The sequence below is a fragment of the Paenibacillus sabinae T27 genome (genome assembly GCF_000612505.1).
GTDB lineage: Bacteria > Bacillota > Bacilli > Paenibacillales > Paenibacillaceae > Paenibacillus_AQ > Paenibacillus_AQ sabinae.
Genome location: NZ_CP004078.1, coordinates 3,966,381 through 3,992,631 on the forward strand (window position 1 = coordinate 3,966,381; position 26,251 = coordinate 3,992,631).

Annotated in this window: 28 protein-coding genes and 1 other annotated feature; of the genes, 2 read left to right on the top strand and 26 right to left on the bottom strand. The window is 54.0% G+C overall.

From position 1 onward, the window contains the following. The 23 genes from pheA to PSAB_RS18355 form a co-directional block, all read right to left on the bottom strand. A complete protein-coding gene (gene pheA, locus PSAB_RS18245; protein WP_025336022.1) occupies positions 1-888 on the bottom strand; it encodes a prephenate dehydratase in 888 nt (295 codons plus the stop codon). Continuing rightward, a complete protein-coding gene (gene thrB / locus PSAB_RS18250; protein WP_025336023.1) occupies positions 885-1,865 on the bottom strand; it encodes a homoserine kinase in 981 nt (326 codons plus the stop codon). Before thrB ends, pheA begins: the two co-directional genes overlap by 4 nt. 136 nt (positions 1,866-2,001) lie before the next feature. Further along, on the bottom strand, positions 2,002-3,288 hold the full coding sequence (locus tag PSAB_RS18255) for a homoserine dehydrogenase (RefSeq protein ID WP_025336024.1): 1,287 nt from the start codon (positions 3,286-3,288) through the stop codon (positions 2,002-2,004). Between the two features lie 35 nt (positions 3,289-3,323). Continuing rightward, a complete protein-coding gene (locus PSAB_RS18260; protein WP_025336025.1) occupies positions 3,324-3,761 on the bottom strand; it encodes an ACT domain-containing protein in 438 nt (145 codons plus the stop codon). A 202-nt stretch (positions 3,762-3,963) separates the two neighbouring features. Beyond that, positions 3,964-5,274 carry a GTPase ObgE gene (gene obgE / locus PSAB_RS18265; protein ID WP_025336026.1) on the bottom strand — a complete coding sequence of 437 codons (1,311 nt, stop codon included), beginning with the start codon at positions 5,272-5,274 and terminating at the stop codon, positions 3,964-3,966. Positions 5,275-5,291: 17 nt separating this feature from the next. Next, complete coding sequence (locus PSAB_RS25170; protein WP_025336027.1) at positions 5,292-6,032, bottom strand: Spo0B domain-containing protein; 741 nt, start codon at positions 6,030-6,032, stop codon at positions 5,292-5,294. 233 nt (positions 6,033-6,265) lie between these two features. Then, positions 6,266-6,577: a 50S ribosomal protein L27 gene (rpmA, locus tag PSAB_RS18275; protein ID WP_025336028.1), complete on the bottom strand. Its 312-nt coding sequence runs from the start codon at positions 6,575-6,577 to the stop codon at positions 6,266-6,268. Positions 6,578-6,594: 17 nt separating this feature from the next. Continuing rightward, complete coding sequence (locus tag PSAB_RS18280; protein ID WP_025336029.1) at positions 6,595-6,930, bottom strand: ribosomal-processing cysteine protease Prp; 336 nt, start codon at positions 6,928-6,930, stop codon at positions 6,595-6,597. A 12-nt stretch (positions 6,931-6,942) separates the two neighbouring features. Beyond that, positions 6,943-7,254, bottom strand: a complete 312-nt coding sequence (gene rplU, locus PSAB_RS18285; protein WP_025336030.1) for a 50S ribosomal protein L21 — start codon at positions 7,252-7,254, stop codon at positions 6,943-6,945. A 14-nt stretch (positions 7,255-7,268) separates the two neighbouring features. Beyond that, positions 7,269-7,353 (bottom strand) — a sequence feature (ribosomal protein L21 leader region). Between the two features lie 77 nt (positions 7,354-7,430). Continuing rightward, positions 7,431-8,681, bottom strand: a complete 1,251-nt coding sequence (locus PSAB_RS18290; RefSeq protein WP_025336031.1) for an Rne/Rng family ribonuclease — start codon at positions 8,679-8,681, stop codon at positions 7,431-7,433. A 121-nt stretch (positions 8,682-8,802) separates the two neighbouring features. Then, positions 8,803-9,645, bottom strand: a complete 843-nt coding sequence (locus PSAB_RS18295; protein ID WP_025336032.1) for a M50 family metallopeptidase — start codon at positions 9,643-9,645, stop codon at positions 8,803-8,805. After that, a complete protein-coding gene (locus PSAB_RS18300) occupies positions 9,638-10,480 on the bottom strand; it encodes a M23 family metallopeptidase (RefSeq protein ID WP_025336033.1) in 843 nt (280 codons plus the stop codon). The genes PSAB_RS18295 and PSAB_RS18300 overlap by 8 nt, the downstream gene beginning before the upstream one ends. Positions 10,481-10,658: 178 nt before the next feature. Further along, a complete protein-coding gene (gene minD, locus PSAB_RS18305; protein ID WP_025336034.1) occupies positions 10,659-11,453 on the bottom strand; it encodes a septum site-determining protein MinD in 795 nt (264 codons plus the stop codon). Positions 11,454-11,457: 4 nt separating this feature from the next. Further along, complete coding sequence (locus tag PSAB_RS18310) at positions 11,458-12,117, bottom strand: septum site-determining protein MinC (RefSeq protein ID WP_025336035.1); 660 nt, start codon at positions 12,115-12,117, stop codon at positions 11,458-11,460. Between the two features lie 79 nt (positions 12,118-12,196). After that, positions 12,197-12,727, bottom strand: coding sequence for a rod shape-determining protein MreD (mreD, locus tag PSAB_RS18315; protein WP_025336036.1), 531 nt, complete (start codon positions 12,725-12,727; stop codon positions 12,197-12,199). After that, on the bottom strand, positions 12,724-13,602 hold the full coding sequence (gene mreC / locus PSAB_RS18320; protein ID WP_025336037.1) for a rod shape-determining protein MreC: 879 nt from the start codon (positions 13,600-13,602) through the stop codon (positions 12,724-12,726). The genes mreD and mreC overlap by 4 nt, the downstream gene beginning before the upstream one ends. Positions 13,603-13,667: 65 nt before the next feature. Then, positions 13,668-14,702, bottom strand: a complete 1,035-nt coding sequence (locus PSAB_RS18325; RefSeq protein ID WP_025336038.1) for a rod shape-determining protein — start codon at positions 14,700-14,702, stop codon at positions 13,668-13,670. A 41-nt stretch (positions 14,703-14,743) separates the two neighbouring features. Beyond that, a complete protein-coding gene (gene radC / locus PSAB_RS18330) occupies positions 14,744-15,433 on the bottom strand; it encodes a RadC family protein (RefSeq protein WP_025336039.1) in 690 nt (229 codons plus the stop codon). Positions 15,434-15,776: 343 nt separating this feature from the next. Next, a complete protein-coding gene (locus PSAB_RS18335; RefSeq protein ID WP_025336040.1) occupies positions 15,777-16,496 on the bottom strand; it encodes a Maf family protein in 720 nt (239 codons plus the stop codon). Positions 16,497-16,527: 31 nt separating this feature from the next. Continuing rightward, positions 16,528-16,773, bottom strand: coding sequence for a DUF4321 domain-containing protein (locus tag PSAB_RS18340; RefSeq protein WP_025336041.1), 246 nt, complete (start codon positions 16,771-16,773; stop codon positions 16,528-16,530). Positions 16,774-16,904: 131 nt separating this feature from the next. Next, positions 16,905-18,254 carry an SPOR domain-containing protein gene (locus PSAB_RS24675; RefSeq protein ID WP_144240536.1) on the bottom strand — a complete coding sequence of 450 codons (1,350 nt, stop codon included), beginning with the start codon at positions 18,252-18,254 and terminating at the stop codon, positions 16,905-16,907. 88 nt (positions 18,255-18,342) lie between these two features. Next, entirely contained in the window at positions 18,343-19,125 is a 783-nt protein-coding gene (locus PSAB_RS18350; RefSeq protein ID WP_025336043.1) for a (S)-acetoin forming diacetyl reductase, read from the bottom strand. A gap of 299 nt (positions 19,126-19,424) precedes the next feature. Continuing rightward, positions 19,425-20,585: an epoxide hydrolase family protein gene (locus PSAB_RS18355; protein WP_025336044.1), complete on the bottom strand. Its 1,161-nt coding sequence runs from the start codon at positions 20,583-20,585 to the stop codon at positions 19,425-19,427. A gap of 110 nt (positions 20,586-20,695) precedes the next feature. Between PSAB_RS18355 and PSAB_RS18360 the strand changes: the two genes are divergently transcribed. Both PSAB_RS18360 and PSAB_RS18370 read left to right on the top strand, forming a co-directional pair. After that, the gene (locus PSAB_RS18360; RefSeq protein ID WP_025336045.1) at positions 20,696-21,550 is read left to right on the top strand and encodes a helix-turn-helix domain-containing protein; all 855 of its coding nucleotides are present in this window, start codon (positions 20,696-20,698) and stop codon (positions 21,548-21,550) included. A 269-nt stretch (positions 21,551-21,819) separates the two neighbouring features. Continuing rightward, the gene (locus tag PSAB_RS18370; protein WP_025336047.1) at positions 21,820-22,086 is read left to right on the top strand and encodes an alpha/beta hydrolase fold domain-containing protein; all 267 of its coding nucleotides are present in this window, start codon (positions 21,820-21,822) and stop codon (positions 22,084-22,086) included. Positions 22,087-22,132: 46 nt separating this feature from the next. On the opposite strand, the gene PSAB_RS18375 is transcribed toward PSAB_RS18370, so the two are convergent. From PSAB_RS18375 to PSAB_RS18385, 3 genes are all read right to left on the bottom strand, one after another. Continuing rightward, positions 22,133-23,314 (bottom strand): GGDEF domain-containing protein, encoded by a 1,182-nt coding sequence (locus PSAB_RS18375; protein ID WP_025336048.1) that lies wholly within the window; start codon positions 23,312-23,314, stop codon positions 22,133-22,135. 165 nt (positions 23,315-23,479) lie between these two features. Next, positions 23,480-24,865, bottom strand: a complete 1,386-nt coding sequence (gene murC / locus PSAB_RS18380; RefSeq protein WP_025336049.1) for a UDP-N-acetylmuramate--L-alanine ligase — start codon at positions 24,863-24,865, stop codon at positions 23,480-23,482. Between the two features lie 7 nt (positions 24,866-24,872). Further along, positions 24,873-26,249 carry a bifunctional folylpolyglutamate synthase/dihydrofolate synthase gene (locus PSAB_RS18385; protein ID WP_025336050.1) on the bottom strand — a complete coding sequence of 459 codons (1,377 nt, stop codon included), beginning with the start codon at positions 26,247-26,249 and terminating at the stop codon, positions 24,873-24,875. Positions 26,250-26,251 lie beyond the last annotated feature (2 nt).

Consider the following 26,251-nt stretch of genomic DNA (forward strand, 5'->3'; position numbering starts at 1 on the left):
TTACTGCACCTCCGCTTTCTCTTCCTCATAGGTGTATGTGGGATACGAGCCTAAGATACGGACCTGGCAGCCCAATGCTTTGATTTCCTCAATAGCGGCAGGCAGAAGGACCGATTCCAATGGTTCGAGCACATCAATATGAAAATAGTAGGTACCCAGCTTCTTCTTCGTAGGCCGCGATTCAATCCGCGACAAATTCAGCTTGCGCCAGGCAAAGGCTGAAAGAACCTGATGAAGCGCGCCCGGAAAATCCTCAGGCAGCGTAACGAGCACGCTCGTCTTACTGCCAATGCTTACGCGTGGAATATCCAGCTTGTCGGGTCCCGCCAGCACAAAACGTGTAAAATTATTCTGGTGATCCGTAATCTTGCTGGCAATAATCTCGAGTCCAAAAGTCTTCGCACCGAGCTCAATGCCGATTGCCGCCCAGCCTTTGCCGGGGTTGTTCTTAACGATTTCCACAGCTTCCGAGGTGCTTCCCACGGTTTCAAGCTCGGCAGTCGGGGCATGACTGCGGATAAAATGGCCGCACTGGGCCATTGCAACCGGGTGGGAGAGAATTTTTACGATGCCCGAGTAATCGACACCGCCTTTTCCGTCCGCAAACTCACCGGGGTTCGCGATCAGGTTCTGCACGGAAGGATAAATCCATTCGGCCTGCATTGGCAGGTCAACTTCATGAATAAGCCAGTCCATGTGCATGCTGACCGAGCCTTCAATCGTATTCTCGACCGGAATAACGCTGTAATCGGTCTCTCCTCTGGCCGTAGCCAGAAACACGTCGGAGATCAGCTTATAGAACACCGGCCGGCAGGGTTCCCCTTTCATCAAATACAGCAAAGCTTCATGAGATGTCGTCCCCTGCGGCAGCACCGCTATTGATTTCATGACCGTACTTCTCCTTTTATCATATCCAAAAATGATTGATTTTGCATCCCGTTTTCGTTCATGGACTCTGTAAGAGCCCCTGTCCGGCAGGGCTGCAGCCATTTGGTCTGCGCCTCAATGCCGTGATTCCGCATCGTCTCCGTCAGAAAGGCTTCCAACTCGCCCTTGCGTGACTCGCTCCGGTCCACAAACGCAATCAACGTCGGACCGGCGCCGCTCAAAGCGATGCCAAGGGCGCCGTGCTGCGTCGCTTCGGCCAGAACGGCCTCCATCCCGGGAACAAGGGCGGCCCGGTACGGCTGGTGCAGGCGGTCCCGCATCGCCGCGCCGATCAGATCAAGGCGTCCGCTGGCGAGCGCACCGGTCAGAAGCGAAGAGCGGCTGATGTTGTATACGGCATCGGCGACCGTCAGGCTGGAAGGAATCACTTCCCGCGCCTTGGACGTCGCCAGCTCGAACTCGGGGATGACCACGAGGGCTTCCAGATCTTCAGGCGGTTCGATGCGGATGACATCGGCATGGCTGCCGTCCCAGGCGGCGCAGATAATCCCGCCGAACAGGGAAGCGCCGACGTTGTCGGGATGCTTCTCCAGCGCCGTGGCCATATCGAAGATCCGCTCATCGCTTAGAGGCGACCCGATCAGCGCATTGGCCGCGACCATACCGCCGATGATCGCGGAGGCGCTGCTGCCGAGGCCACGGGTCAGCGGGATCTCGGAATACATCGATATTTCCAGCTCGGGCACGGACACGCCCGCTTCGTCAAAAACCATTTGCGCGACTTTGTAAATCAGGTTGCTTTTATCCCGGGGCACATCCTTCATTTCATCGCCGTAAAGGTGAAACCCGGTCTGCTCCGTTTCTCCCATCTCGATCCAGGCGTACAGCGACAGCGCCATTCCGAGCGTATCGAATCCCGGCCCCAGATTGGCGGTGCTGGCAGGAACTTTTACCCTTACCTTCCGGCCGTTACTCATGTCCGCACCGCCCTTCGGCTGTCGTAAGACCACATTTAAGAATCATGGAACACTTCTTTATATTATCCTTCAATATGAAATATCTCACAAGCCTTGTTCTCCTTTAAAAATAAATTCCCTTTCGGGCGGTATGCTCTTAGCCCTCGACACGGTAATGGCTCTTAACGCGGCGAATGACCTCAAGTTCGTCGAAACGGCGGAGAACCTTGTTCATGCTTGCTTTGCTGGCATCATGCGTAACGATAATGATTTCGGCATTCGGGTTATTCGGATTGGCCTGCTGCACTACTGAATCGAGGCTCACGTCGCATTCGGCGAACACCTGAGTGATTTTGGCCAGTACTCCCGCCTTGTCGTCCACATGGAGCAGCAGGAAGTTTTTGTAGTAAATATCTTCGTCGCTCTTCAGCTTCTTCTGCTTGTAGGGAACAATCTGCTTCAGGCCGTTGACGCCCAGCTTCAGATTCTTGATGACAGCCACAAGGTCGGCCACAACGGAGGTTGCCGTCGGCATTTCACCGGCTCCCGCTCCGTAGAACATCGTCTCTCCAACCGCTTCGCCATAAACATAAACCGCGTTGAACACGCCATTGACGGAAGCGATCGGATGGCTCGCCCGGATCATGGTCGGCTGGACGCTGATGCTGAATTCATCATTTTGGCTCTCGGCAATGCCCAGGAGCTTCATTTCATAGCCGAGACGTTTGGCAAACTGGATATCCTCCTTGCTAACGCCGGAAATCCCGCTTACGCTCACATCCTGCAGCTCAACGTTGGTGCGGAAGCCGAGCGTACCGAGAATCGACATTTTGCGGGCGGCGTCCAGCCCCTCCACATCTGAGGTCGGATCAGACTCGGCATAGCCGAGCTGCTGCGCTTCTTTCAGCACATCATCGTACGAGGCGCCTTCCTGGCTCATTTTGGTGAGTATGTAATTGGTCGTTCCGTTGACGATGCCCATGATCTTGACGATCCGGTCGGATGAAAAACCTTCGATCAATGTCCGGATAATCGGAATGCCCCCCGCCACACTGGCTTCGTAAAAGACATCGCACTGTTTCTCCTGCGCCTTGGCCAAAATTTCGGTGCCGTGAAGAGCCATTAGATCCTTGTTGGCCGTAATGATATGCTTGCCCCGCTCGAGCGCCTCGAGCAGATATTCCCGGGTCTTCTCGACTCCGCCCATAACCTCGACAATGACATCAATTTCCGGGTCGCGGATGACCTCCCACGGATCGGTTGTCAGCTTCGCCGGATCGATCTCGATCGAGCGCGGTTTATCTGCGGATTTAACGGCAATGCGTTCAATATAAATCGGCGAACCGACCTGGCTGCTCAAATCCTCCTGGTTCCCCTGCACGATGCGCACTACGCCCGTACCGACTGTTCCCAGCCCGAGCAACCCTACTTTCACCGGTTTCATTTGAATCAGAATCCCCCTTAACGTATAGTTCCCTTCTAACCTTGCCCTACAATTAAAGCGCGTTTAACGCCGGGCATTCCCTTCAGACTGTCCAGCATGTCTCCAAGCTCATCGTTCAAATGGGTAATCTCAATGGAAAGGACAACGTTGGCCCACCCTTGCAGCGGAATGCTCTGATGAATGGTCAGCACATTGGCTCCATGCCCTGCAACGGCTCCGAGTACCTTGGACAGCATACCGGACTCGTGTTCAAGATCCATCGAAATCGTTACGATGCGCTCCCTTTCCAGCTGATGGATCAGATGGATGCCGTCCTTGTATTTGTAAAAAGCGCTTCGGCTAAGACCCACCTGCTCCACACCCTCATGAACCGTCTTGGCATCCCCGGCTTCAAGCAGCTGCTTGACCTGCATCGTCTTCAGCACCGCTTCGGGCAAAATATCTTCACGAACCAAATAATAACGTTCTTTCACAAACGTCCTCTCCTCAAAGACTTCTGTTTTTACATAGTGGACATTATAAGGTTATTCTGAAAGAATTGCAATACTTTTCACAAAACCGTTGTTACTCCAAAATCGGACTCCGATTCTGACTGCGCCAGCAAAAAAGCGCCCGCACGGTCTTCCCTTTCGGAAAAACAGTGCAGGCGCTTGAATCCAAGCCATCATTATTGAATTAATAGTAGCTGCTGCTTTCGACGAACTCGAATTCAAAATCGGCGATTCGGACGATGGTACCTTCCACCGCACCGCGTCTGCGCAGCTCCTCGTCGACGCCCATATGCCGGAGCGTCCGCGCCAGCTTCAGGATCGCGTCATGCGAATTCATCTGCATCCGTTTGAGCATCCGCTCAATCTTCGGACTGCTGACGACAAAGGTTTCGTTATCGCGGGTGATGGTAAACGAATCGTCCTCCGCCGCATTCAGCTTGTACACCTTGCGCTCGGCGCTCTCCACGACTTCCTCTACGGCCGGAGCCTGCGGGATGGAATCAAGCAGATCTGCGGCGCGGTACAGCAGCTCCTGAACTCCTTGGCGGGTCAGCGAGGAGATCGGCAGAATTTCCAGATCCGGCCGGACACTACTGGTGCGCTCGCGGAAAGAAGCCAGGTTCTCCTTCGCCTCTTCCATATCCATTTTATTGGCCGCCACGATCTGCGGACGCTCGGAAAGGCCCACATTGTACTGCTTCAGCTCATCGTTGATCTTCTCCCAATCCTCAAACGGATCGCGACCTTCGGAACCGGCCATGTCGACGACGTGGATGATGATTCGCGTGCGTTCGATATGGCGCAAAAATTCATGCCCGAGACCGACGCCCTGATGAGCACCTTCAATCAGTCCGGGAAGATCCGCCATGACAAAGCTGCGGCCGTCTCCAACGTCAACCACGCCCAAATTGGGCGTTATCGTCGTAAAATGATAGGCGCCGATCTTGGGCTTGGCCGCCGAAACCACGGACAGTAAAGTCGATTTGCCCACACTTGGGAAACCGACTAGTCCAACGTCCGCCATGACTTTAAGCTCAAGCACAACATAGCGCTCCTGGCCTTCCTCCCCGTTCTCCGCAAGCTCCGGAGCGGGATTGTTCGGCGTCGCGAACCGGATATTCCCCCGGCCGCCCCGACCGCCCTTAGCTACGATGACCTCCTGCCCGTGACGCGTCATATCGGCAATCACTTCGCCCGTATCGTCGTCGATCAGCACCGTTCCCGGTGGAATACGGACAATCATATTATCGGCTCCTGCGCCATGCTGGCTCTTGTTGCGCCCTTTTTCACCGCGCTGGGCCTTGAAATGCCGCTGATAACGGAAATCCATCAACGTCCGCAGGCCTTCGTCCACACGGAAAATAACGTCGCCGCCTTTGCCGCCGTCACCGCCCGCCGGACCGCCCTCCGGCACATACTTCTCGCGGCGGAATGCCACCAGACCGTCGCCGCCGTCGCCGGCTTTTACAAATATTTTCGCTTTATCTACAAACATGGATGTCTCACCTTCCTTCACATTCCCATCGGCAGACGCAGCTGAAAGTCCGCCTTATGGGACGCCAGCCGCTCCGCTTTTACAATTTTGCCCTGGACGATATTCAAGATCTGCTGCTGGAACGCCTCCGCTCTTCCGCGCAGACCGTCGCTGCCGAATACGATGACAATATCTCCTTCATCCTGCTTGAACGAAAGCCGCAGCGTACGGGTATCGCCTTGCGCGACCATTCCGCCGAACTGGCAGGCTCTTACCATCTGCATAATGACCGAGGTCAGCTCATCTCCAGCTTCGGGGGTCAGCAGGTCCTCCAGATGCAGCCCTTCTTCCACCTCGATATCCAGCTGCAGGCTGCCGCCCACGGTCCGGAAGGATTGAAGATAGAAGACCAGCGAAGGGATACCAAGCTTGGCGATCCGGCTGTCCAACGCAATGCGTTCCTTTATTCTTTCCACACACTGCACCGATTTATCAGGCTTGCCGAGCTGGATATAACCGTACAGCACCTGAAGATCATTCATCCAGTCATGACGGTGGTGGGTAAGCATGCGGATTGCTGTCTGCTGCAGAATCCGCTCCTGCTTCCAAATTTCCCGTTCGTAATGACGGCGGACCGTCGCCACACTGATTAAAGCGGCCGCAATGGCCCACAAGCCAAGTACAAGACTTGACCAAAGCGCCGGCCACATGATGGCGAGCCCCAAAGGAAACGCTACCGACAACACCGCCGCTCCTATTACGCTTTTCAAGGATTTCATACTGTCTTCCCCGTCCCTTGCGTTTGCGAATTGTTAGCGTTCTACCGCAACCAGATCCTTTCATGTTTCCCCAGTATACCATAGGAATTCCAGCAAATTAACCAAGAGGCTGCAAGAATCTTCCCTGCTTTTAAGACCAAACGATAGGTGCGATGCTTATAAAGTCTTATATTTTGAAAAAAAGCCCCCGGCGATCATGCCGGAGGCTTTACTAGCAGTTATGGTCCGTAAGCTTACGCTTCCAGAGCCGCCGCTACCGGAGCGACGTCTACCGGGTAGACGCTCACTTTCTTGCGATCGCGGCCCAGACGCTCGAACTTCACAACGCCGTCCACTTTGGCAAACAAAGTATCGTCTTTGCCGATGCCAACGTTTGTTCCCGGATGGATTTTCGTTCCGCGCTGACGCACCAGGATGCTTCCACCAGTTACGGCTTGGCCATCGGCACGTTTCACGCCAAGACGTTTCGCGCGGCTATCGCGTCCGTTCTTTGTGGAACCTACACCTTTTTTCGATGCGAACAATTGAAGATCCAATTTCAACATGCTGTCTACCTCCTTCTTCAAAAAATGACTTCCTGTATCTGAATATACTTACCGTACGATTCTGCAATCGTGTTGAGCATAACGACCATGGATTCCAGAAGCAGCTGCACCTTGGCAGCCGTTTCGGGGTCTTCGATCGGCATCAGGGTCCCGCTGAGAAACCCGTCCTTCATGGACGAATCCAGCACGACTCCCGTTAAGGCTTCAATCGCATTGACGGTACCGACCGTTACGGTCGAAACACCTGCACACACGATATCTCTGCCTTTTCTGTCAAACCCGGCATGGCCATTTACGGCAAAACCGAGGATCGGGCCTTGAGAGGAAGACCTCGTAATCCGCACGTTAATCATTAACGCACCTTCTTACGCTTGAATCTTCTCGATCGTTACTTTCGTGTAAGGCTGACGATGGCCTTGCTTCTTATGGTAGTTCTTCTTCGGTTTGTATTTGTAAACGACAACCTTCTGACCTTTACCATGCTTCTCGACCTTCGCCGTTACGGAAGCGCCGCTTACGAGCGGAGTTCCCGCTGTCAGACCGCTTTCGTTCGATACAGCCAGGACACGATCAAACGTTACGCTTGCTCCGTCTTCCGCGTTCAGCTTCTCGATGAACAATACGTCGCCCTCTTGGACTTTGTATTGCTTGCCGCCAGTTTCGATAATTGCATACATTGGTTTTGCACCTCCTCATGTCTCAGACTCGCCTGGTCCAGGTGGCTCTTCCTTGCGGAATCGCGCTTAAGTACCCGATCGGAGCGGTTACAGCATGTGCAGGCAAAGAATAGACCGGACACATACTTATAGATAATAGCATGAAGACATGAAATAGTCAACGATCTATCCAAATGCTATTCCTGTCCCGTGTTCCACACCGTTGTCCTCCCGGTGCCCCCGCAGCATTCGCAAGGGCGGGTGGAGAGCTCCAGCGCGTCATGCCGCACTTTCTTTCGCGTCATCTCCAGAAGCCCGAGCCGGGTCCAGCCCAATATGCAGGTCTTCGTCCGGTCCCGGCTCACGACGCTCTCCAGCTGGGCGACGACCATTTTGCGATGCTCCTCCAGCTCCATGTCGATGAAGTCAATGACGATAATCCCGCCGGTATCCCGAAGCCGGATCAACCGCCCGATTTCCTCCGCGGCAAGAAGATTGGTTCGCGTAACCGTCTCTTCCAGCGACGCCCCGCCCGTATATTGGGCGGTATTGACATCGATTACGGTCAGCGCCTCCGCCTCGTCCCAGATCAGCGTCGCTCCTCCGTCAAGCGTGATTTTGCGGCTGAAGCCGCGCTCCAGTTGCTCTTCCACTCCGTATGCAGCAAAGATCGGGCCGGTTCCGGTGTACCGTTCCACCGGCTTGTGCCCCTCCGGCGCTATTTCGCTCAAGTAGGCTTCCGCTTCCCTGGCCCCCTGCTGCGAGTCGATCAGCAGCTCGTCCCGCTGAGGATCGAACGCATCGCGGATGAACCGCTGAACGATGCTGAGATCGCGGTGCAGAAGGGCCGGGGCCTCGGCCTTCAGCGATCGCCGCATAATTTCCTTCCACTGCGCCCGCAGAACGGCAAGGTCTCCTTCCACCGCTTCGGGAGGCTCGTCCTCCGATACGGTGCGCATAATCAGGCCCTCTTCATCGATCCGCAAACGTTCGCCCAGCGCCTTGAGCCGGCTGCGCTCGGATTCGCGCGCGATTTTTTTGGAAACGCCGACGTATTCCGCAAAGGGCATGTACACCATCCATCTTCCGGGAAGCGTGTAGTGCGTTGTAACGCGGGGTCCCTTGTTGCCCCTGGGTCCTTTTCTGACCTGGACGACGATTTCCTGCCCGGGCTGAAGAAGCGTATCAATCGAAGGCTTTACTCTGGGCTGTTTCTCCAGATGCGGATGCAGCACATCATCCACATATAGAAAGGCGTTTTTTTTCTGTCCGATATCGACAAAAGCAGCCTGCATCCCCGGGAGGACATTCATTACCCGGCCTTTGTAGTAGCTGCCGACAAGTCCTTGCTGCTCCGCGCGCTCCGCCGCATACTCCACCAGTCGTCCCTCCTCCAGAAGGGCCATCCGGGTCATATGCTGTGAGCAGTGAACAATCATCTGTTTCATGGCTTCACCTCTGGCTTACCTAAGAAGAACGGCTTCCTTGACCTTTACAGGTCGGCTTCCGAACTCTCGTAAAAATAAAAAACTATGGATAAGCACAGAGCCTATCCATTCTAAAATTGCATTACATTCCAAAATAGGAAGAGAGCAGACGCTGTTCCGGTACGACGGCCATTACGCCTCCCTTGTCGTCAAGCACATAAATCAGATGATACTGGTGCCTTTTAAATAGACGCAAAATATCATCCAAAGGTTTCGCTAGAGGCGTAACTATCGGGCGGGCCAGAGTGCCCTTGTCCATATGTTGTTCATATAAGGCTTCCCGGTTCATGAGAAAAGCGACGAAACGGTAAGGGAGGTTCCGGTGGTCCGTTATATTGGAATACAGCAAAAAAGCGGCGATCATCAGCAGGTTAAGCCTAACTCCGCCCCCGTACTGAAGCGGCAGCAGGGCGTACACGGCGGTCAAGGCGCTGGCGAATATGCTGATTCTTCCGCACCACAGCAGGGTGGAGTAATATGGCGCCTGCAGGCTGATCGCAGCCTGTATGATTCTCCCCCCGTCGAGCGGCAGTATCGGCAGTAAATTGAACAGGGCGATGATGAGATTGGCATGAATGAGATAGGTCATAAACGCGTCGCCGCCCCAGCCCATTTCTCTCAAAGCCGACGCAAACAGCATCATGAGGACGTTCTGCAGCGGACCCGCAAGCGCAATTCCGATTTCGCGGTAGGCGGTCAGCTTCCCATTGTCCTCGATAACCGCCACCCCTCCGAACGGGAGCAGCTGCACCGATTTGACCGAGGCCCCGGCAAAAAGCGCCGCCCAGACATGGCCCAATTCATGAATGAGCACGATGGCAAAGAGCGTAAGCAGTTCGAGAAACTGCCCGGTGAGCACGGAAATCAGCATGACGATCACGAGCAGCGGATGGAGGGAAAAGGAAATGCCCCGAACTCTAATCAAAGGCGATCTCTTCCGCCGGATCGATATACGTTTTGTCCTGCATGAGCGAAAAATAAAGCAGATGGGTCGATGAGGCGCCGGATTCCTCCATCCAGCCCACGGTATCGCCGCTTTGCAGCCAGTCGTCGGCTTTCCGCTTTGTTCCGCTTAAATGTCCGTATTCGGCGACAATTCCTCCGCTGTGCTGGACCGTTACCCGAATGCCTCCAGCCGTTTCCCGCGAAACGGACAGCACCCTGCCCATGTCCACGCTCTTTATGGTCACGCTTCCGGATGAATCGGGCGACGGGATAATCTCAATGCCTTTAAGGCTCGAAGCAAACGGCTTGACAATGCTCCCTGCCACCGGCGGAGCAAGCTTGTGACGGGCGGAAGCTTTCCGCGCAGCCTCCTCCCCTTCGCCAAATATCGGGATAAACGCTGGCGCGCCGTCAAAATAGCGGTCGTACCACACCCGGACCGAAGCAAAGTCCATGTCCTTGCTCAGGGCGTCCGTTATGAAGTTTTGCGCCCGGTAGGCCCAGGGCTGCTGCACCGCGAAAATCCCCCACACCGCCCCGAACAACAGACAGCTGATCACCAATCGGCGGATCAATCCGGACAAAAAGCGCGGTTTCTCCCGCCTTCCTTCATCGTTCCATTCCTTGCGCTGCTCTTTCCAAAGCTTCTCGGGATCGGGCTCACCAGTATTCCTGTCCCGGAAGCCGCGCCAGTCGTCCGCACCGCTATCCTCGGTCAATCCAAACAGCGTCTGTTTGGGAGAGTCCTGCTTGCTGCCGGACCAATTGCGGATATGCTCTTTGCGGTGGTTCCCTGCGTTTGATTTATAACCCATATCCATCCCTCCGGAGGGCTTGTTTTATACCATCCTATGAGAGAGTGGAGGGCTTTTAGAACAAGCTGTTCAGGGGATTGGAGGAGCGGGCGAAGAATAAGGAAAAGTCCCGTATAACCACTGAAGAAGCGGTATACGGGACTTATTCGTTACGGGAGACCTTTCGGCCCGGGCTTCTTTAGCCCAGACCGAAGAATTTCTTGAGCTTCTTGAATGTGCCCGGCTTGCGGTCCAGCTGCATGAGAGGTACCGCATCGCCCAGGATGCGGCGGGCAATGTTGCGGTAGGCGATGGCAGCCCCGGAATCCGGATTCATTACCGTCGGCTCTCCAAGGTTAGCCGCCTTGATCACGAGTTCGTCATCTGGCACGATCCCGAGCAGGTCGATGTTGAGCACCTGCAAAATATCCTCGACGTCCAGCATGTCACCGGATTTAATAAGTCCGGGCCGGATACGGTTGACGACCAGCTTCGGCGACTGCACTTCGGACTGCTCGAGCAGCCCGATCACACGGTCGGCGTCGCGGACGGCCGCATGCTCCGGCGTCGTTACGACAATCGCCTTATCGGCGCCAGCGATCGCGTTGCGAAAGCCGTGCTCGATTCCGGCGGGACAATCGATCAGAATATATTCATACTCTTTCTTCAGTTCCAGGACGATGTCTCTGACCTGTTCCGGGGTGACCGAGGTTTTGTCCTTGGTCTGCGCGGCGGGCAGCATATACAGTTCCTCAAACCGCTTGTCCTTGACGAGGGCCTGTCCAAGCCGGCAGCGGCCTTCGGCGACATCCACCAAATCATAAATGATCCGATTTTCAAGTCCCATGACAACATCGAGATTCCGCAGCCCGATGTCGGTGTCGATGAGACATACTTTTTTCCCCTGCAGCGCCAGCGCGGTTCCAATGTTAGCCGTGGTGGTCGTCTTGCCCACGCCGCCCTTGCCAGAGGTAACAACAATCGCTTCTCCCATGAGGCTACACCCCTTTAAACACATTTAAATCCCGACGCAGCTTGACGATGTTGTGTATTTTGTCAATCTGCATTACGCCTTCCGATAAAAAAGCGAACTCCATGCTGCTCTCGCGGGTCTCCCATTCATCCGGGGGACGGCTGATGATCTCGGCAATCCGTAGCTGGGTCGGAGCCATTACGGAGGCCGCGATAACCGCTCCTTCGTTGCCCTCTACTCCCGCGTGAGCCATGCCTCTCAGCGCCCCGAGAATAAAAATATCGCCGGTGCAGGTAATCGCGCCGCCGGGATTCACATCTCCGAGAAAGAGCAGGTCTCCCTTATGGTTCAGCACCTGCCCGGAACGGAGGATTCCGCTCATCACATGCAGCGAGCTTCCGTTTCCGGATTTCACGGCTTCCAGCACCTCGACCGACCGGATCAGCAAGTTGCCCTGTCCCCGCAAAATCTCGAGCACCGATTCCTTTTCTTCATCCGTCACCGAGCGTTTGCCCATCTTGATATCCACATGAACGATGGGTCCGGTCAAAATATTTTGATGGCTGTGCTCCAGCTTATACCGAAGCTCGCCCAGCAGCTCTTCAAAGGGACATTTGTCGTCTAACAGGAAGACCAGGCCGTCCTTGATGCCTTTGATCCGCACATGCTTGGATTTTACTGTCATTTGACCCTCCCCCCATTCTCATTCATTCGTGCCGCGCCCTTCAAGTTCCTGCTTTTATCCAAGAGAAATTGCGCCGGTCTTACGCCTTCTCTTCTTTGCGCGTCTCATTCTTCAGCTTCTCGAGCTGACGGCGGACGGGAATGTACAGCAAAAGCCCGAGGGCAAAATGAACAAGCATGGTGGGCAGCATATAGTTCATCAGCGCCCAGTTGTACGGCTCACGATTCAGCTTGAAGATGCTGTAAATACCGAACAGAATGCTGTCTTCAAGCCAGCTCCCCAGCAGCAGAATCGTCATCATCAGCGGCAGCGGCGCGCGGGGTGCCTGGAAGATCAGGCCGATCAAATAAGCCGACACCCCCATAGCGAAGGAATGGGCTCCGATGATCCTGCCGTAAAAAACGATATCATGCAGCATGCCGAAGCTTAAGCCCAGCAAAAGCGCCGAATGCCTGTGATGATAAACCGTAACGAATAAAATAGCGATAAAGACAAGATCCGGGACAATCCTCATTTCCCACGAATCAGGTATAATCCAGGGCAATACAGTAGCCTGAAGAATGAATAACAGAAACAACAGCAAAATGAGAACCGACCTGCGCGCTCTCACTGCGGCCCCTCCGGAGTAAAGACGACAAGCAGCTGCTTCCAGTCCTCGAATTCGGCAGCCGGCTTGATGACTGCGGTCTTGGTCAGACCGAACTCCCCAACACCTACACTCTCGACCGTACCGATCGTCAGCCCCCGAGGATAGAGGCCGCCCAGTCCGGATGATATTACGATGTCGTCCTTGGCGATCGGGTCTTTCTCGTCAATGCGGGTCATAATGAGCCTACCCGTCTGCTGGTCGTAACGCTCGACCATGCCGAACGATTGGTTAATTTTGTTGAGAACCGTTGAAGCGATCGGCGGCTGTGAATTCGGATCGCTGTTGTCCATCATCGTCAGCAGCTTCACAGTGGACGTAAACTTGCTCACCTGGCTGATGATGCCGACCATGCCTTTCTCGGAAATAACGGACATATTCGGCTTGACGCCGTCTCGTGCGCCCAAATCAATAACGAGCGTATTGTTGCTCGGCTCTGTCGTCAGACTTACAACTTGAGCGTAGTGATACTCATAATTGTATTTATTGCTCTGCGATTGTGTGAAATGCAGAAGTTTTTTGTATTGCTCATTTTCAGCCGCGATGGCATTATACTGAGCCTTCTCCCGGGTATACTGCGCGGCGATGATCTTCAGCCGCTCGTTCTCCTCGGCCAGATCCTTCAAGTTACCGATATCTTCAAACAAGCCCGCTACGAATCCAGCGGGCTTGTAAAACAGATTCTGCACAAAACCGGTAGTATCCCTGACGAAGTTCTCGGGCCACGACAGCGACTTTCTTGTTCCGAGAGAGAAGCCCATGACCACAATAAAAAGCACCAGCGTAATCAATAGAATAAATAGTCGCTTATTGCCAAACAGCTTAAACAGTTTCAACACCCTCTAACAACCGTTTTTCTCTCCGCTAAAGAGGTTTCCTTCGTCCTTCCCTCTCCCTACACTACCTACCGTTTTGAGCGAAAAGCTCCGTTGCCGCGGGTCTTGAACAGATGAATATTGTCCAGCGCCTTGCCGGTGCCGATCGCCACGCAATCGAGCGGATTCTCGGCCACGATAACGGGCATGCCGGTCTCACGAGCCAGCAGCTTGTCAAGATTGCGCAGCAGGGCGCCTCCGCCAGTCAGAACAATTCCGCGGTCCATAATGTCGGCGGCAAGCTCCGGCGGACATTTCTCCAGCGTTACTTTCACCGCTTCGATAATCGCATTAACCGTATCGGCCAGCGCTTCGGAAATTTCGTCCGATGTGATGGTGAGCGTCTTGGGCAGTCCGGTTACGAGATCCCGTCCGCGGATTTCCATCGTCTCCGCCTTTTCCAGCGGCAGTGCAGAGCCAACGTCCATCTTCAGCTGTTCAGCGGTGCGTTCCCCGATCATGAGGTTGTACTGACGCTTGATGTACTGGATAATCGACTCGTCCATTTCGTCACCGGCCACGCGTACGGACCGGCTGGTCACGATACCGCCGAGCGAGATAACGGCGACCTCCGTCGTGCCTCCGCCGATATCGACGACCATACTGCCTGTCGGTTCCCATACCGGCAGGTCCGCTCCGATCGCGGCCGCGAACGGCTCCTCGATAATATATGCTTCGCGCGCGCCCGCCTGCCTCGTCGCATCTTCAACGGCGCGCTGCTCCACGGCGGTAATCCCTGAAGGGACGCATACCATAACGTTCGGATGGCGCTGGAACATGGACCTCTGCTTCTGGGCCTGGCGGATAAAGTATTTAATCATCGTAGCGGTTGTATCGAAATCGGCGATAACCCCGTCCTTCATAGGCCGGATCGCACGGATATTTCCCGGTGTGCGGCCGATCATTTTTTTGGCGGATTCCCCTACGGCTTCAATCGTTTTCGTATCGGTACGGATTGCGACGACGGATGGCTCTCTGACCACAATGCCTTTTCCGCGGACGTAAACCAGTGTATTTGCCGTTCCCAAGTCGATTCCCAAATCTTTAGTAAAGCCACCTATCATGCTGTAAACTCCCTTTCCTGTCAATGTGCATCGTTTAATTTTTACATTAGGCCTCGTTCTTTCATACTGACAAAACCGTCATCGCCGATAATAAGATGGTCCAGCACGTCAATCCCGACAATTTCCCCCGCCTCAAGCAGTCTCCGGGTCAAGGCAATATCCTCCGGACTCGGCGTCGGGTCGCCGCTGGGGTGGTTATGCGCACATATAATGGAAGCGCTGCTGCATTTGATGGCTGCCCGAAATACCTCTCTGGGATGAACAATGGAGGCGTTAAGACTGCCCATCGACAGCGTTTCCTGCGCAATCACGTGATTTTTCGTATTCAAAAACAGGCAGACAAAATGCTCCTTCTGCAGATAACGCAGCTGCTCGGTCAATATGTCCGCCGCATCATGCGGGCTGCGAATCGTAACCGGCTGATCCAGCCGCGTGTTCGCCATCCGGCGTCCCAGCTCCATGCCGGCCTTCAGCTGTACAGCTTTGGCGGGACCGATTCCCTTGATTTGCGTCAATTCTTCAATGCTAAGGTCGGCCAGACGGCGAAGACCGCCCACCTGTCCCAATATACGCTGCGCCACATGGATCGCCGATTCCCGGCGGGTTCCCGTCCGCAGCAGAATAGCCAGCAGCTCGGCCTGGCTGAGTGATTCCGCCCCATATTGCATCATGCGCTCTCTAGGTCGTTCTTCATGGGGAAGGTCTCGCAGCATAAATGTCGACGATTCCATCCCTGTTCTCTTCCTTTCAGCCTTCTAGCACAGGTGGCTGTATAAAGTATGATAGACATTGCTTATCTATACCGGACAAGACCGGGCAAGCCTGAAATGATTCCAGGCATCGCCAATATCTTACACCCTAAATCATTATACGGGTAAAGCCTGCTCAATACAAATATAATTCGGGAGGGGTAAGGATTACCAAATGGCGAAACCCTGCGATGCAAAAAGACTCTTCCAAGCCGTTATTCCGGCATGAAAGAGTCCATGGCACAAGCCTTCTTCGAAGTCTGCCTCGCTAAACGCCGATGCTTCAGCGCATTCCTGTCGTCTGTAAGCAGTTTCGCCTTCCACCTCAGCCGATGTTGAAAGGACTGATGCTGTATCTCAGCAGCATTTGGTACAGCAAATTCAGCGGAAGCCCCATTACACTGTAAAAGTCGCCTTCAATCTTCTCGATAAAAACAGACCCAATCCCCTGTATCCCGTACGAGCCGGCCTTATCCAGAGGCTCGCCTGTCCGGATATAACCGCCGATTTCCTCCCCCGACATCGGCCGGAACGTAACCCGGCTTTCCGTGTAGCCGGCCATAACCGCAGGTGTCCCTGCCGGCGATTCGGAGAGAATGCTGAATTGCCCAAGATCGCCCAGCTTTATCGTCTCGCCGCCGCGTGTCCCAAGCTCCTCCAAGCGGAGAGCAGCATTGACCTCCCGTTCCCAAAGCCTGATGCAGGCCAGGCCCGTATACACCTTATGGCTTCGCCCCTGAAGGGCGGATAGCATCTCCCTGCTCTCTTTCTCATTCGCCGGCTTGCCGAGAACCCGGCCGTCCAGGACGACAATCGTGTCGCTCCCTACGATGACGGCGTCCCGCTTCCCTGCAAGCGGGATAACCGCTTCCGCCTTGCGGAGGGCAAGCTCGCTGACGATGCGTTCAGGCGCCCATTCCGGCGGGAAGCTTTCGTCCGCTTCACTCGGTATGACTTCAAGGGGAAGCCCCAGTAACGATAAAAGCTCCCGGCGGCGAGGCGAACCGGAAGCAAGAATGATCGAAGGTATGCTGTTGTCGTTCACGTCGCATTATCCCTTTCCATACGTTAAATGGCTATTTTCTGCGGTACAGCCAGACGGCGATGATAATCCCTGCCAGACTGAGCAGACATAGCTTCAGCCGAATCGTAATGTCATAGCTGATGATATCCAGGTCGGCTTGCGGCGACCATTTGATCAAAGTGGACTTGGTCAGGAACGACAGCGCCTTAACCGGCTGCAGCAGCCTGGCAATCCAAGAGCCGGCCAGCCAGCCCAGAATAAGAAACAACAGTAGCGTACCCACATTTTTCTTCTTCATTCGACGGTCTTCCCTCACCTTTGTGACATCTTCAATATTATACGTTGAAAACACGTTGAAATACAACGCAAAATCCGCCGCGCAAAGGTTCTCCCTTCCGCGGCGGATTCTTAGTTCCGGTCTGCCCCAGCCTATCCTTGTTCCATTGCGGCCATCAGTCTTTTCTGGCCGCTCAGCATTTCGAGCATAGAGGATTGCACTTCCCAGAGCAGGCCGTCCGCCTTGCTCTTGCCATATTCACTCATTGCCGATACACCCCGGCTGACGGATTTCTCCAGCTCTTTCGCGACGCCCCGTTCATTGGGTGTCAGACCCGCTTCAAGCGCCTTTGCCGCTTCCGTCCATTGCAGATGGAGATCGCTCACCTTCGTCATGTCCGCAGCGGGACCGCCGCCAAGCAGCGCCGCTGACAGCGAGCTCAGCTCGCCGAGCAGCGCTCTGCTGGCTTCGAAATACTGGGCGACCGTTTCCCCGTCTCCGTTAAATACCAGCCTGCTTTCGCCCGGAAGCGTGACTTCCTTAACGTACAGGTCAATGCCCTGCGCCTCCAGTTTGCCCCCGAGCAGCTTCGCCTGCTCCCGGTCGGATGACAACCCGGCGTATACCCGGTTGCCGTCCTCCGGGTCGATGCCTGCGGCCAGCCCGGCGTTCAACAGCTCCTGCTTCGCCTGCGCCGCTCCTTCCGGCGTGCTGAATACGCCGTACTGGAGCAGATAATAGCTCTGCGCAGCCACCTGTACGGGAATCGCCGGGGCGTTTACCGCATTGCCCGAAGTATGCTGACCCGCGGCTGAGTTTGACGACGCCTTATTTGCGGAATCGCCGCTATTGACCCCGCCGATAAAAGTCAGCGCAGCATATCCAAGCATCAGACCAATGCCGATAGCGCCCGCAACCGAAGCCGGGAACTTCCACCAGGAGGAGGGACGGCGGGTTGTGTAGTATCCCCCGCCGTCGTTGAGCGGCTCCTCCTCCAATTCCGGGAAAGGGCCTCTGGCGGACGGGCCATCATCTTCCGAATACGCCGGAGAGCCGTAATCGAAATCGGCATAGCTTCCTTCGGTTCCGGTCTGCCCTTCCCGCCAGTCTCCGATCCTCCGGGAGCGGAGAAACGATTCGCGCAGCAGTTCACTGTCCACAGTGCTGTCACTGCCCCGTCCATCAAGATTGCCATCGTCCCGATCATCCCGAACGTTCCGATCATTCCGATTGGGGCTGCCGCCAAAAGTTTTCTTGTTATCGTAGTAAGCCTGCTCCAGTTCCTCCAGCCGATACTCCCGGTCCTGGAAATGGCCGCGCGGATGCATAGGGTCCGGGGCTATTCCCTGCCGGCTGCTCCCGGCCATACGCCGGGCTTCATCCAGACTGTATATTTCGGCCTGCTGCTCGGTCTTCGTCTGTTCCGGTACGGATTCCGGCTGAAGTTCCTTCAGCTTGTCCTTTCCGGCATCGAATCGGAACGTCATTCTTCCGTTACTCAATCCGTCCACCTCACCTTGTCCAGTCTATATCAAAAGATATGATAGACAGTAGAGAAGTATGCTTACGGATTGAAAGTTCTCACTTAAATTACTTGAAGACCATCCCGCCGTCAATCAGCGGCGATTGGCCGGTCATATAATCGGAATCTGGACCTGCCAGGAAGGAAACAAAAGCGGCGACATCCTCCGGCGTCGACAGACGTCCGAGCGTGATTTTACTGCCGAATTCCTTGGTTGCTTCGCCTTGCTCTTCCCCTTTGGAGCTTGTGATTTGTTTATCGATGGAACCCCACATTGGCGTCTGCACAATACCGGGGCAATAGGCGTTTACAGTGATGCCGTATTTAGCCAGCTCCTGGGCGGCGGTCTGCGTCAGGGAACGAACCGCGAATTTCGAAGCGGAGTATACGCTGAGACTTGCATTGCCGACATGGCCGGCCTGCGAAGAGGCGTTGACGATTTTACCCCCGTGTCCCAGCTCCTTGAGCTTCGCCGTGGCGGCCTGGATTCCCCAGACAACGCTGGCGACATTGATATGAAATACTTTGTCCAAGTCATCGAGAGTTACTTCTTCAATCATTTTTACAGGCGCAATACCGGCATTATTGACAATCACATCGAAGCCTCCCAGCTTCGCGGCCGTTTCCTCTACTGCGGCAAACACCTCATCACGGTTAGAAACATCGGCTTTGAGGGCGATGGAGCGGCCGCCAGCCGCTTCGATCTCCCCGGCGACTTTGTTCGCATTGTTCTCATTCAGGTCCACTACAGCAACAGCAAATCCGTCTTGACTAAGTCGAAGCGCGATCGCCCGGCCGATCCCTTGTCCTCCTCCGGTTACAAGCGCCACTTTACCGTCAACTCTACTCATTTTCGTGCATCTCCTTTTGTACGTATAATTTGAAAGAATAAGGCAGCACGGCAAACGATTAGTACTATTTGCCCTAAATCACTATAGCATTCTGGATGGAAAAGGAAATAAAACCATAGGTATTTTCAGAAAATCATCAAACAATTTTCAACAAGTCTTAACAAAATGGATGCATTATTGTCTAATTTCACTTTTTTTGACATTCAAAAAGGACCCCCGAGTTCCTTAAACAGGAAATGGGGGGTCCTTCGGTTTCAGATTTACATGGGATGCGACCCGCCGTTAACTAGAAAGACGTGTTATTGGTTGTTTTCCGCCCTAAAGGGCCTGCAAAAAGCGCGAATGTCATCGGCCATCCGCTCTGGCTCTTCCATCGCCGTGAAATGGCCGCCGGAAGGCATTTCCGACCAGCGCGTCACATTCAGATTGCGCATGATCCATGACTTGGGCGGAAGCGCGATATCTGCAGGGAAAATGGCGATGCCGGCAGGGACCTCTATTCGTCCTAGCGGCGGCAGCGTATGGGAATTCTCATAATAGATGCGCGTGGACGATCCAATCGTGTTCGTCACCCAATAGATCATAATCGCAGTCAGCAGATCATCCTCGCTAAATTTCTGTAAAAGATTACCCTTACAGTCGCTCCATGCGCGAAACTTCTCGAGAATCCAGCCGGCCAAGCCTGCAGGAGAATCCGAAAGTCCATAAGCAAGCGTCTGAGGCTTCGTCGACTGAAGCGACATATAGCCTCCCTCCTGCGCAATCCATCTGGAAGCACTGATTTTATACTGCCGTTCTTCTTCCGTAAGCGCATCCTCATTATGAGCAGACAGCAGATCTCTAATAATGCCAACATCCGTTAAATGGATGCCGTATAGAAGCTCTGGATGATTGGCAGCCAGATTGCGGGTAACCCCCGAGCCAATATCCCCGCCTGCAGCGACAAAACGGCTGTAGCCTAATACGGATGTCATGAGTTTTACCCACATTTCAGAGACGGTCAAATTGTTGAAGCCAGGCTGGGTTGGACGGCCGGAGAAGCCAAAGCCCGGTAGCGAAGGGACAATGACATCAAATGCGTCCTCCGGACGACCGCCATGACTCTCCGGATCCGTCAGCAGTGAAATGATTTTGTGATAACGAAGATAACTATCTGGCCATCCATGGGTAAGAATAATAGGGATAGGGTTGGGCCCTTTGCCGCGCTCATGGACGAAATGCACGTCAATGCCGTCAATCGTGCAGCGATACTGGGAAAAGCGGTTCAACTCGGCTTCCTGCGCGCGCCAATCGTACTGATCTCTCCAATAGGAGACAAGTGATTGCAATTCATATAAATCTGTTCCTCGCTCCCAGCCTGAGCCTTCTAATTGATCAGGCCAGCGGACGCGATGGAGCCGTTCTTTCAGATCGTCAAGAATATTATCGGAGACATGAATGCGGAAGCGTTCAACTGTCATGAGGCAATCCCCCTTCTTAGCTGGTTCACAACGATATTATATCGTTGAGGGGTGTATGTTACACTGGTATACGTGCAGCAATTAACTATACTATTTGATAGGTGATGAAGATGCCGCAATGGGATCGGCACAAGAAGCGTATCGTGAATATCGAATTTGTTGCAGTGGAGGAGCTTAAGCTTCTACCCTATCCCGAACGGTCTACACTGGTGTTTATTACATCCGGCAGCATAAAGGGGATGTTGAACCAGCGGCCCATAACCATTAGCGCTCCTGGCATCCTTTGTCTGACCGAGGATGATCAGATGCAGGTAATGGAAAAGAATTATGTATCCGCCCAGTCCTTTAGCTTTCATGCCGAGTTTCTGAACACGATCAGGCTGACCGAAACAGAGGCGCATTTCCCTGCAGCTCCCAGAATACAAACGGGTCTATCGCTGTTTGAGCGCGGATGTACGCATCATGGCGTGCCTCGCATAAGCGAAAAAGCGTATCCGTTATTATTTGAATGGTTCTTTATTATGGGCACCGAGGTGCAGGCGCAAAGCGACGATCTCTGGGTATGCCGGATCAAAAAGTACCTCATTCAAATCATGGGGCTGCTGGAGGAGCTGAATCAAAGCCGGGAGCACTCGCCCGTAGAGGCGGTACTGGATTATATTCACACGAACTACGCGAGAAAAATTTCGCTGAAGGATTTGACGGCTTGTGCCCATTTGAACCGTATGACGCTGAATAAGCTTTTTCAGGAAAGGTGCGGGAAAACAGCAATTGGTTATTTGCAATCGCATCGCTTGAAGGTTGCAAGCGAGCTGCTGACGCATACGGATATGAGTCTGAGTGACATTGCTCAGGCGACTGGATTTGAGTATGACACCTATTTGATCAAACAGTTTAACGCCAAAAAAGGAATGTCCCCGACCATGTATCGGAGATCATCCCGTCAATTCGCTGTCATTCAATAAATCTGATTTGTGCTATACTTGCGAAGAAGGGAAAACAGTGGATTGATCGCCGTAATGCCGCCATTAGACAGGCTTTTCACAATAATAGTAGTATTGATCAGCTTGCTGAAGAGTATTTTCTCTCTGCCGATACCATTAAGCGGATTGTATATACCAAGCAAAAGTAAAAGTAATAGCACTGGTGAAGATTTTCATCAGTGCTTTTTATTTGCCAATGTCAACATTGTTTCTAAGTTGTTGTTTTCATATGAACAGGCGAGGAAGCAGCAGTGAGTGAACAAAAGAGCAGAAGCAGACATCTGGTTGACCCGGAATTTTCGAGCGGCATGGTTATGGGCAGTCCAGTCGTTGACCGGACCGGCAATGCAGCGCTCGCTGCACAGCACGGCTTTTGCTGCGTAGCGATCTATTACCGCCTTGCTCCAGAGCATCCCTTTGCAGGCGAATTTGTCTGGACCAAGGGTAGCAACTATTTCGGCTGGAATCCCTTACTAGGGCATGAACCCGGGCAGGCAGAGGATATAGTGCTGCTTTGATTTAAAGATTGAGAATACGGGGGCAAAATGATAGTGTACAGCAAAGTCACCTCCGCACCAGGCCTTCCGGCGGGCGGCTGCGTACCACGCGGTTTCTTCCTTCATCCTTCGCTTTGTAGAGCGCGGCGTCGCTAAGCTTGTAGAGCAGGTCCAGCTGCGGCTTGTTGTCCGGGATCACAGTAATCACACCTATACTGATCGTATATTGGAGGTTATGGCCTTCAATCCGCGAATTCATGACGGCTTGTCTGAGCTGCTCCGCTTTCCTGTCGCTCTCCTCCTCGCCCGCGCCCAGCAGCAGAATAGCGAACTCTTCGCCCCCGTACCTGCCGAACAAATCTCTGGGGCCCAATAGAAGCTCCACAGTCGCGGCAAAATTCCGAAGGGCGCTGTCCCCGGCGACATGTCCGTAGTTGTCATTGACCCGTTTGAAATGATCGATGTCGATCAGCAGAAAAGATATCGGCTCTCTTCGCTCCGCCGCGGCGGCAGCGGCAAGCTGCGCCTGAACAATAAATGCTCTGCGGTTCAAAATTCCGGTCAGCTCATCGACATTCGCCATCCTTTTAAGCTCGTCGTAAGACCGCTCCCTTGACAATAGAACAAAGCCGACAGTTCCCAGAATCATGATCAAAAACATGCCGATATAGTAGAGATGCTGAGCCAGCCCCGGCGAGAAAATATTCATGTCCCGTTCCGAGAAAAGCGCGGAAAACGCCCTGGCCAGCAGGATGGAGGCTAACACCGAGTATACCAGTCCCATAACGGTCTGAAGCGGCGATCCTTCTTTGGACGTCGTAAAGCGGTAAGCGGGGAATCCGACGAACAGCACTGCCGACAGGGAAGCGGATGCAATCCGAAGGTTGTCCGAATTATGGAAAAAATAAATCAGTCCGAAGCTCAGCACGCTTAGTGTCGTGATAATCACATAGTATCGCCGGGCTCCCGCCCTGAACTCTCCCGCCATCATCAGCAGGGCGATGATTTCCAGCCCTACGCCTCCAAGGATCAGCGCATTGCTCAGCAGAATCAGATGCGGACCCGGAAGATTGTCCCGAATCAGCACCAGCAGCCAGCCTGCCGCCTGCAGCCATTTGGAAACCGCAAAAGATGAATTCGCCTGATCATAGGGAGAGCGGAAACGGTATGCGAATATAAGCAGCACCATGAACATATTTCCGAGGATAAGCGTGATCAGCATTGTTCTTATGTCCAGCTGGAAATCCATGCGTTCACCACCAACATATACACGTAAAATGACGGGCAGCAAATCTGAAGTGAGACAAGCATTAGCAAAACATTACCATACCAAGATGCTGAATTCTGTCGATTTATGGTGAATCCCTAAGAAAAAACGCATCCCCTTCATCAAGAGAATGCGTTAAGCTCCGTTTTATTTTGAGGCTCCGCGCTTCCGAAGATTATCCGCGAGCACATATCCGACTTTATAAATATCGCCCGCTCCCATCGTGATTACCAGATCGCCGGGAGCCAGACGGTCCTTAAGATCCGCAAGAACATCTTCTTTGGTCGGCAGGTGGCGTGCTCCGGGGTTGCTGTTCTGAATAATCAGCTCTACCAGCTTGGCCGAAGATACGCCTTCGATCTGTTTCTCGCCTGCCGGAGAGTAGATGTCGGTGATGATAACCTCATCCGCTTCGCCAAAAGCCCGGCTGAACGCGTCCAGCAGAAAAAAGGTGCGCGTGTAGCGCTGCGGTTGAAAGACCGCAATGATGCGCTTGCCCGTTGCTTTGGCCGCGCTGATTGTCGCCTGGATCTCCGTCGGATGATGAGCGTAATCGTCGATCACGAGAATATCGTCCGCTTCGCCGAGCACTTGAAAACGCCGCTTGGCCCCGTTGAATTTAACAATGGCCGAGGCGATGGCCGCGAACGGAATGCCCGCTTTCAGACAAGCGATAATCGTGGCCATCGCGTTGTACACATTATGCAGGCCGGGCACCGACAGCTCGACCCGTCCGAGCGCCGTAGCGCCATGATTCATCGTAAACGTTACCTGGCGGTCGCCGAGCGCAATATCGGTCGCGGTATAATCCGCCGCCGAGCGGATGCCGTAAGTCGTGACATTCGCCTTGATCTTGGGCAGAAGCGAGGTGACCGTCTCGTCGTCCGCGCAGACAATCGCCGTGCCGTCTTCGCGGAGCTGGCTCATGAACTGCACATACGCGCTCTTCAGGCGTTCGAAATCGCCGCCGTAATTCTCCAGATGATCGGCCTCGATGTTCGTGACAATCGCAAGCCAAGGATGGTACTGAAGGAAGGAACCGTCGCTCTCGTCCGCTTCGGCCACGACGAATTCTCCCTGACCCGCTTTGGCGTTCGTGCCGACGTTCATAATCTCCCCGCCGATGATATACGTAGGATCAACCCCGCATTCCTCCATGACAAGGGCGATCATCGACGAGGTCGTCGTTTTGCCGTGTGCTCCTGCAACGGCGACGCCCTTGCGCTCATTAAGCAGCCGACCCAGCATCTGCGACCGGTGAAGAATCGGAATGTTCAGACGCTCCGCCTCTACCCGTTCCACATTATCCTTCGACAAGGCAGTGGAATAGACGACGAGATCGGCGCCCTTGACCTGCTCCGCCGTATGGCCGATATATACCTTCGCGCCTTTGGCTATCAATTTCTCCGTCAGTTCCTGGGCGGCTACATCGGAGCCCGTTACCGTATATCCCATCTCCAGCATCACACGGGCAATAGCGCTCATCCCGTAACCGCCGATTCCTATAAAATGAACTCGTTCCGTAGTATCCAACAGTTAGTCACCAGCCTTTTTCAGAATCGGGTTGCCGCAAAAGCGCGCTCCGTACATCAGCGATCAAATAAAGCGTACCGGACACGACCGCCAAATCGTCTTCTTCCGTCATCGACTTCAGAAGCTGGAGCGCCTTGCCCCAATCATGCTCCACAATGATTTGCAAATGATCCTTGGCGTAGTTCTCACGCAGACTTTCCGCGATGAGCTGAAGGTGTTCCGCGTCCATTTTCTTCCGGAAATCCGGTTCGGTCAGGATAAGCGTATCCACTATAGGAAGTATATGCTTGAAGTACGATTCATGATGCTTGTTTGACAGCATACCCATCATTAAATTTAATTTTCGGTATTGATAGAACTTCGGCAGGCTCGACGCCAGGCTTTGTGCCCCCTCTGGGTTATGCGCGCCGTCCAGAACAATCCGCGGGCTGCCCGGAATTTCTTCCAGTCTTCCGGCCCAGAACGTGTGGCGAAAGCCGGCGAGCACATCCTCATCCTCGAGAATGAACGCCATGTACTGGCGCAGCACCTCCAGCGCCATCATGGCGCCGGCGGCGTTGGCCAACTGATGCTCACCCTTCATGGCAATGCCGATATCGAGCGAGCGGAAAGGACCCTTAAAGGCAAAGGTCTGCACCCCTTCCCAGGTCCCTTTGCTCTCATAGGTAAATTGCTCACCTGCGAGGTACAGGGTCGACTTGCAGGACGCTGCCTTATCCTTAAGCACGGAGACCGCTTCGGGCTGGGAAACGCTGCTGACGACCGGAACGCCGGGCTTGATAATGCCCGCTTTCTCGTAAGCGATTTTCTCAAGCGTATCTCCAAGAACATCCGTATGATCGTAGCCTACGTTCGTTATGACCGACACGATCGGGGTCACGATGTTCGTTACATCCATCCTTCCCCCCAGGCCTGTTTCCCATACGACAACGTCCGGATAGCACTCTTCGGCGTAATACAGAATGGCAAGCGCCGTCGTCACTTCGAACATCGTAGGGGAACCTAGCGGCGTTTCCGCAATCTCCTCCACCAGCGGATGCAGGCGGTTCGCAATCGCCGTCAGCGTCTCTTCGGGAATATCCTCGCCGTTATACTGAAACCGGTTCGTGAACTTCGTAATATACGGGGAAGTAAACGTCCCAACGGAATACCCGCATTGTCTAAGTACCGACGTCAGAAAAGCGCAGGTCGAACCTTTGCCGTTCGTTCCCGCAACATGAATAAACTTCAGGCGGCGGTGAGGATGCCCCAGTCTTTCCATCAACCGTTCGATCCGTTCAAGGCCCGGACGGATGCCGAAAGGAATGAGGCCATTGATCCAATCCACCGCAGCTGTATAGGACTGTAAAGGGGCGGCTGAGCCGGCCCCGTTCATCTCTTCCATAT